The organism is Moorena sp., assembly GCF_982860115.1.
Genome location: NZ_CEYLVT010000119.1, coordinates 14,197 through 22,565 on the forward strand (window position 1 = coordinate 14,197; position 8,369 = coordinate 22,565).

6 protein-coding genes are annotated in these 8,369 nt (G+C 43.9%); 3 read left to right on the plus strand and 3 right to left on the minus strand.

Translation table 11 applies throughout. The features are described 5' to 3' along the window. Nucleotides 1–249: hypothetical protein (locus AC4II3_RS19595; protein WP_490722872.1), on the minus strand; the 249-nt coding region annotated here is incomplete at its 3' end. Nucleotides 250–626: 377 nt separating this feature from the next. Here AC4II3_RS19595 and AC4II3_RS19600 point away from each other — a divergent pair. After that, nucleotides 627–1,679, plus strand: coding sequence for a hypothetical protein (locus AC4II3_RS19600; RefSeq protein ID WP_488011911.1), 1,053 nt, complete (start codon nt 627–629; stop codon nt 1,677–1,679). A 370-nt stretch (nt 1,680–2,049) separates the two neighbouring features. Beyond that, nucleotides 2,050–4,866 (plus strand): preprotein translocase subunit SecA, encoded by a 2,817-nt coding sequence (gene secA, locus AC4II3_RS19605; protein WP_488015823.1) that lies wholly within the window; start codon nt 2,050–2,052, stop codon nt 4,864–4,866. A gap of 232 nt (nt 4,867–5,098) precedes the next feature. Here the strand turns inward: secA and AC4II3_RS19610 are convergent, their stop codons facing one another. Further along, entirely contained in the window at nt 5,099–6,856 is a 1,758-nt protein-coding gene (locus AC4II3_RS19610) for a protein kinase domain-containing protein (protein WP_488015821.1), read from the minus strand. A 119-nt stretch (nt 6,857–6,975) separates the two neighbouring features. Next, a complete protein-coding gene (locus tag AC4II3_RS19615) occupies nt 6,976–7,809 on the minus strand; it encodes a DUF3153 domain-containing protein (RefSeq protein WP_488015819.1) in 834 nt (277 codons plus the stop codon). Nucleotides 7,810–7,946: 137 nt separating this feature from the next. Between AC4II3_RS19615 and AC4II3_RS19620 the strand changes: the two genes are divergently transcribed. Next, the gene (locus AC4II3_RS19620; protein ID WP_488015817.1) at nt 7,947–8,270 is read left to right on the plus strand and encodes a PepSY domain-containing protein; all 324 of its coding nucleotides are present in this window, start codon (nt 7,947–7,949) and stop codon (nt 8,268–8,270) included. The last annotated feature ends 99 nt before the right edge of the window (nt 8,271–8,369 follow it).

Here is an 8,369-nt window from a genome sequence, read left to right on the forward strand (position 1 = left end):
CCCACGCCTAGGAGAATAGATTCGCACCCCCCCACGCCTAGGAGAATAGATTCGCCCACGCCCACGTCCACGCCTGGGATAATAGATGCGCCGATGCCTGCGGCGTGAACGATTCTTATATTTACGCCCGAATGAAGAGATGAGAACGTCTCGGTTACTATCCCCAACAACGATGGGACTCTCAGCGTTAACTGGAGCGATAGGGACTAGAGCCATCAGTCCTGTGAGAAGCACAATTGAGAATTTCATATTGCTGACCTCCTGCGGAAGAGCCATGCTATTTGAGCTACCGATAGATTAAATAAGCGTCAGCTATCAGCTAAAGGCGTTTAGTTAGGTTTGTTTCACCTTTTTAGTCAGGTGTTTTGGTCGAACTAAAGATCTATCCTTGATAGCTGATCGCTGATCGCTCAATACTTACACAGATAGACGAAATAGACGTAGCTTAGCTAAAAGAATGTTCCCATACCCCCCTCTCTGGTGGTATTTTTCTCCATTCGCGAAGCGGTTCCAACTGACCACCAACCTTCACCCATCACCAAAACAGTTAAAAAGTGTGAAGTTTAGATCTCAAAGATAGTTAAAACAGTAGATAATAATAAATTTGGCATAAAAAGGATAACACCATGGCAGATTACCAGCACTGGGAGGAATCACTCGTCGCACCAATGATACGTCAGGCTCAGCAAAAACTGATGTCTCCTAGGAAATTTCATGCCCTTTGCCAACAGGTAATCAAATCTACTGGTCAAAACAAGCTATACTTTTATCCACCACCTTCCGAGTTACTGGATGTAACTAACAGGATTACCATCAAAGAGTTAAGACAATTTTTAGACAAATTAGCCAAGTATGTCAGTAGTACCTCCTCAGAAGGACACCGAGTCACACTTTACCTAAAAAGAGTGCGGCTTAGATTAGGTAGGGTAAACAAGACAGTTGTTTTAGTAAAAAAAACCAGAGTATGTCAGCACAGTCAAAAATCTGTGGTACGGGCGAAGCCTTCTAGGCAAAAATTAGAGGTCAACCCCAAGGGGTTATATCCCAAGGCCATGCTCTCCCAGGATTTGCCCTCCCAGGATTTCCCTACACAACCAGCTCCAATTCATCCTGAAATGCTATCTACAGGGGGAATGAAGGTTGAGGTAGAAATAGCTGGAGCTGGCATGGTAGGTCGGGTCGCTCGCCTGAGAATTAATGGCAAAGACCTGGCATTTAAAGCATTTTTTGACCCAGATTTTGTGTGGCAGCATGGTCCTTGGGCGGAAATTCCCATTGGGATTAGACTGAAATATGCTCAAGTAACGAAAAACTGTGCAGAATTCTTGTTTGCTAGTCAAGATTGGATGGTATCGGAATGGATTTATCCCGATACTAATCCCCAGTTTCGGAACAATGGCATCACTTATGAACAGTTTGCCGCTCAAGAAGGTTTAACTAAACTCAATTCATTAAATATATATAATTACAATCAATACAATATACGTCTTGATCCAGGGGGAATTCAGAAAGAATACTGGGGCAGACGCTGGCATGATTTTTTCATAGGAATTGTCTTTTACCTCAGAAAAGTCCAGCGAGAAGGATTAAAATCCCTGACACCATACCTTTCAAAAAGAATGATAACTTACCTATTACGGCGATTAATTGTTTTAATTTCTCCTTGGAAGAGTGATTAAATTAGACGAATGATTAGATAATGAGATGATGGGATGATGGAATGATGAGAGAATCGGTATAGCAAGCCAGACAATAAAGCCAGAGAATCAGGTCAAGCCAGAGAATCAGGTATCGTTGGATCAGTACTCAATTACGTATTAGATTATGTTAGTATAAATAACCTTAATAAAAATCTCCCCCATCTCCCCATCTCCCCATCTCCCCACACCTCCCACCCTCCCCACCCTTCCCACACTTTCATGTTTATTGACAAATATGATTGCCCGATCTTCCCCCATCTTTTCACACAAGAGTTTGGTAGGATATCTGTAAAAGTGTCCCTAAACGCACAACTATACATCCCACAACTATACATCTCCTTCTCCTGCTATGCTTAAGAGACTAATTGGTGATCCAAACGCACGTAAGCTCAAACGGTACCAACCTGATGTTGTAGAAGTTAACCTCCTCGAAGAAGACATCCAGCACCTATCGGATGAACAACTCAGGGGCAAAACCGCAGAGTTTAAACAGCAGCTGGAGAAAGCCAACACTAGTCAAGAGCGTGATGAAATTCTTGATCAAATTCTGCCAGAAGCCTTTGCTGTAGTGCGGGAAGCAGGAAAGCGAGTACTGGGAATGCGTCACTATGATGTCCAAGTCATGGGTGGCATTGTCCTGCACAAAGGGCAAATTGCGGAGATGAAAACTGGTGAAGGAAAAACCCTGGTGGCTACTCTACCAGCTTATCTCAATGCCATTGATAGTAAAGGGGTTCACATTGTAACCGTTAACGACTACTTAGCCCGTCGGGACGCGGAATGGATGGGACAAGTTCATCGCTTCCTAGGTCTGACTGTGGGGCTGATTCAATCGGGAATGTCCCCGGTCGAGCGGCAAAAGAACTATGCCTGTGATATTACCTATAGCACCAACAGTGAATTAGGCTTTGACTATCTGCGGGACAACATGGCCACAGCAATGTCAGATGTGGTGCAACGTCCATTTAACTATTGCATTATTGACGAAGTAGACTCAGTACTGATTGATGAGGCCAGAACCCCACTGATTATTTCTGGGCAAGTGGAGCGACCGACCGAGAAGTACATTAAGGCCGCAGAAATTGCCCGGATGCTCTATCCAGAAGATCCAGAGAATCCTGATCAACTAGGACACTACGAAGTTGATGAAAAAGCCCGTAACATCTTGATGACCGATGAAGGCTTTATCGAAGCAGAGCAACTTCTAGGGGTTAAAGATTTGTACGACCCCAAAGACCCTTGGGCTCATTATATTTCCAATGCCCTCAAGGCTAAGGAACTCTTTCAGAAAGATGTCAACTATATCGTGCGCAATGGGGAAGTAGTGATTGTAGACGAGTTCACTGGCCGAGTGTTGGCAGGACGCCGGTGGAGTGATGGTCTACACCAAGCCATAGAAGCCAAGGAACGGGTAGATATTCAAAATGAAACCCAAACCCTGGCAACCATTACCTATCAGAATTTTTTCTTGCTCTATCCCAAACTCGCCGGTATGACAGGTACCGCGAAAACAGAAGAAGCAGAATTTGAAAAAATCTACAACTTGCAAGTTACCATTATTCCCACTAACAAACCCTCTAAACGTCAAGACGTTTCCGATGTGGTTTACAAGACCGAGCCAGCTAAGTGGAGGGCAGTAGCAGAAGAATGTGCTGAACTCCATCAACAAGGACGTCCGGTGCTAGTGGGAACCACCAGTGTAGAAAAATCCGAGTTGTTATCGGGTCTGTTAGCCGAAAAGGGCGTACCCCATAACCTGCTCAATGCTAAACCCGAAAATGTGGAGCGGGAATCAGAAATTGTGGCTCAGGCAGGACGCAAAGGAGCCTTGACTATTTCCACCAACATGGCTGGGCGCGGAACAGATATTATTTTGGGAGGTAATGCTGACTTCATGGCACGGCTGAAGCTACGGGAATATTTTATGCCCAAAATAGTGCAGCCAGAGCAAGACGAAGCCTTTGCCCCCATAGGGGTAACTACTGCCAAGCCTAAATCGGACCCTGTTGGGTTTGCTCCAGGAAAGAAACCGAAAAGCTGGAAGGTTAGCCCTCAGATTTTCCCGACCAAATTGTCCAGGGAAACCGAACAAATCCTAAAAGAGGCAGTAAATTTTGCCGTTGAACAGTATGGAGAGCAGAGTTTACCGGAATTAGAAGCAGAAGAGAAATTAGCGATCGCTTCAGAAAATGCTCCCACCAATGACCCAGTTATTCAAAAGCTGCGGGAAGTCTATAAAGCAATTCAAGGGGAATATGACGCATTCACCACCCGAGAACATGATGAAGTGGTAGAAAAAGGTGGCCTGCACGTTGTTGGTACTGAACGTCATGAATCCCGCCGTATTGATAACCAGCTCAGAGGACGAGCTGGACGGCAAGGTGACCCCGGTTCTACCCGATTTTTCCTAAGTTTGGAAGACAATCTCCTGCGGATATTCGGAGGCGATCGCGTAGCAAGGATGATGGATATGTTCCGGGTTGAGGAAGATATGCCCATCGAATCTGGGATGCTCACCAGCTCCTTAGAAAATGCCCAGAAAAAAGTGGAAACCTTCTACTACGATACCCGGAAGCAGGTATTTGAGTATGACGAGGTGATGAACAACCAACGGCGGGCAATTTATGCAGAAAGACGGCGAGTGCTGGAAGGACTAGACCTAAAAGAACAAGTCATCCAGTATGCCGAAAAAACCATGAGTGATATTGTAGACGCCTACGTTAACCCAGAGTTACCACCAGAAGAGTGGGATTTAGCGAGCTTGGTAGCAAAGGTCAAAGAATTTGTCTACTTACTGCAAGATCTAGAACCACAGCATCTAGAAGATATGACGGTTGGGGAAATCAAAACCTTCCTCCATGAAGAAGTCCGCAAAGCCTATGATATCAAGGAAGCTCAAGTCGATCAAATTCAGCCAGGACTAATGCGGCAAGCTGAGCGATTCTTTATCTTGAATCAAATCGATAACCTCTGGCGAGAGCATTTACAATCCATGGATGCCCTACGGGAGTCAGTGGGATTACGAGGTTATGGCCAAAAAGACCCCCTGATTGAGTATAAGCAGGAAGGCTATGAGATGTTCTTGGAAATGATGATTGATATCCGCCGCAATGTGGTATACTCCCTGTTCCAGTTCCAGCCACAAATGCAACCCCAAGCAGTGTAATGCCTTTTTAAGTTGAAGGTTTAAGAAGTTGAAGGTTGTTCGCGTAGCGTGGCCGTTCGCGCAGCGTGGCCTACGGCCTTAAGGCCAAGGTTTAAGGTTTAAGGTTTGCTGCTGCCCTTAACCTTTTGCCTCTTGCCTTTTGCCTTTTGCCTTGTTTAACTATAGTTGTCACTAGTCAACCGATTCCCAATTCCCGATTCCCGATTCCCGATTCCCGATTCCCGACTTAACTTTACGGTCTAATCAACTTCCGTTCTGCCTGACGATACTCAGCAATCTTTCTAGCTCGTTGCAAAGGAATATAAGTAATCATTGCCACTAAAGGGATACCGGTTACTACCACAGCAGCTGGTACCAATGGATCAAGGAATCCCAGGATAAAAATTAGACCCAAACTACTCCCAAACGCTGTACTCACCAGTGACAGCCAGATCGAAAAATTCCTAGTCAATCCCCTATCCATAAACTTTTCTACCACAATACCGATTGCTACCCCACTCATCAATCCACCCACTAGTCCAGCTACAGCCCCAACCACTGTTGTAGCTTCTGCTGTTGCTACCAATCCAGTCAAAGCCGTTACCCAGGTAACAATACCAACTAAAATACCAGCCGTTCCTCCTGCCATTGCTCCTGAGGTCCGACCAGCTGTTGCAGTTAACCAAGCTGCCAATTCCAAACCTACCGCTGCCCCAGCTAAGGTACTAAAACCAGGTGTCGCACTAATTCCCATTAGAGTTCCGTAGATCAGCAGACTAGAGGCTATAATCCAATCGACAGCTACAGCAAATAGTAACAATAAGGCTAGGTAAGCGTAGGGGAGTTTTTTCCGAGTAATTGGGATAGGAGCAGTTTTGAGATTAATATCTAACGAATAAGTCTTAGGGGAAGAATTTGTCTGCAGTAAAACTTGTCTGTAGTAAGTTTTATCTGCCATCAACTTTCCAGTATCAATGGTGATTTTGCACTCAACTTCATTCCCTTCAAAGGTGGCTGGCTCAAAAGAAATCCAGCTATGGTAATCGGGGGTATGAGGTGGATCATGAAGATGGGGTGCAACTTCCCACTTTCCAGTTAAAGTGGTATCAGGTATAGGATTCTTGATCGAGATCGAGTGAGTCAGTTTTTTGCCCAAGCTAGTCCCGGTGAACTCCAGACTAGTGCGACTCAAGTCAACCTTTGGTAAGCAAATTGGGTCAGTAGGTATAGCGGCTAGAGCAGCTCTAGCATTGGGATAGCGGTTTTCCAGTTGGGGTTCCACCATTTTTTCTAACCACTTCACCCAATGGGGACTCACCTTGGGAATTAAATGCTGAAAATTAACCTGATAGCGGATATCAACTAAATTATCAATATCTTCTGCTTTGGTATTACTCAATAAGCAAATTAATGTGATACCTACACTATAGAGGTCTGATGCTTCGGTTAGTTGACGCCGAAATAATTGCTCTGGTGGCATAAAGCCTAAGGTTCCTTTAACCAGGCTACTAACCCCTACTTCTCCATCCCCCAGTCGCGCAAAACCAAAATCAATCAAATAGACATTGAGCTCATCATCTACCAAGATATTAGCTGGTTGAACATCCCGATGAATTACTGAAGGAATACGGTTTTGGAGATAGACAAAAATTTCCAGCAAAGAAATCGCAATTCGCTTAATTTCATCAGGACTAAAACTTCGCGGTTTGGCCAGAGATGACGCTTGTTTATACTCCTGAACTAGGCAAAAGCCATCTTCAGTTTGGAAGGAATCTAGATAGCAGGGTATACCCGGATGTTCCAATCCTCGCAGCACTTGTATTTCACGTTCGTATGTGTCATAATTTAACCAGTTTGTGTTAGTTTTAATAAACTGAAACTGCTTAATCACAACATACTGTTGAGTTTTAATAGTTATCGCCAGGTAAGTGTCTTTGCCAACGGCTTGATTGCACTTTAACTCCCTGATGATCTGATAGCCATGAATTTTAAATTCTAGACAATTATTCATAAGCTGATAGAAATTTATCAACACTTAATCCGCAGGGTTAAATGTTGATAAATTTAGTGGTTAAGAAACCAATAGCTATTACTGGTTTCTCTAACTGGTATAACTCTAACTGGTCTAAACTACATCACCTTTGATGGTATTGCTGGTTGATTAGTTTCAGTTCTTTCCCAGGGGAAAGACTTGTATTTTATGTAGAAACCACCTAATACCACCAGTATGATAATAATCATACCAATACCTAGGGAGCTGGGTAGCCAAAATGCCACTTCGATATGGTTGATTTGACCAGGTTGCAGTGTCCAAACTAGCTGATGTCCATCATCATAAATCTTGGGACGAATGGCATTGGGGGATTTCTCAATACTGTTTGCTCCCCAAGGGGTCTCTAGGCTAAACTGCAAATCGAACAGTGAACCAGTAGTAACCACAACCTTGCCATTATCAGAGTTTATTACCCCTAGGCTGCGCAAATCCAGGTCATAGCTTAAGTGATTTCGTTGCACCACAAAAAAGTTGTTTTGATCTAGGCGTAAATTAGAGTTAAAACTTGGGTTACTATCACTCTCTGGTGCTAATAGGGAATCTTCTGGGTGACCAACTGGGTTAAAAAACTGCTCAAACTTGGATACTAATTCCTTACCGTTGTTAAAGGGAATTGCGATCGCAATTTCTCGGTCCGAGAGGCGCTGGGTTTTGCCCTGAAGCTGCTTTGCCCGACTTTCGAGACTTCTGAGCCATTCAGTGGCCTCAGCATCGCCCAACTTTGTCAGCTGTTCTCCAAGCTTGATCTGCTGGACAATCTTGCCATGGTGTTCACCGTCAAACCTGACCCCAAGATCATAGTTGACACAACCAGACAGTAGCACTGATGCCACCACAATCACCCCCAGAACTCGTAAATGCCTCCGAGTTCCAGTAACCAACTGCCTTAAACTCACAAAATTTAACTTCACCAAGCCTTCTCCTTTTTTTTTTAGTGTCCTTAGGGATTTCTTAAACAATAGGTCGATTTGTTACATATATAACCCAAAACTGATACTATAGCATGTTGTAATCATGTTATAGAATCTCATAAACCAGCTCAAATCCTATGAAAAAGCTTAATTTACGTAAACTGCATAGTACCTTAGCTCCAATTATCTTACTGCCTTTCCTGATCACAACAATCACCGGGATAGCCTATCGATTAGGGAGAAGCTGGTTTGGACTTTCCAAAGATCAAACCCACTTTTTAATGGCAATTCACCAAGGAGATTTCTTTGGTAAGCAACTCGAGCCTATTTATGTACTTTTAAATGGTTTAGGATTAATTTTTATGTTAGTTACAGGTATAGTAATCTATTGGAAAAGTATCAGCAAGAAAGGTCTTTTCTCTAGCAAAGTGACAGATAAAAAAACCGCCCCAGATAGTTAATTAACTTACTCTAGCAGTTTTTAATTCGGTGAGGTACATTTTTATAGGGAGCAGGGAGCAGGGAGCAGGGAGCAGGGAGCAGGGAGCAGGGAGCAGGGA

Bases quoted from the DNA above. Each gene is read 5' to 3' on its own strand.
- secA (WP_488015823.1), top strand. From the start codon at position 2,050: ATGCTTAAGAGACTAATTGGTGATCCAAACGCACGTAAGCTCAAACGG.
- AC4II3_RS19620 (WP_488015817.1), top strand. From the start codon at position 7,947: ATGAAAAAGCTTAATTTACGTAAACTGCATAGTACCTTAGCTCCAATT.
- AC4II3_RS19600 (WP_488011911.1), top strand. From the start codon at position 627: ATGGCAGATTACCAGCACTGGGAGGAATCACTCGTCGCACCAATGATA.
- AC4II3_RS19610 (WP_488015821.1), bottom strand. From the start codon at position 6,856: ATGAATAATTGTCTAGAATTTAAAATTCATGGCTATCAGATCATCAGG.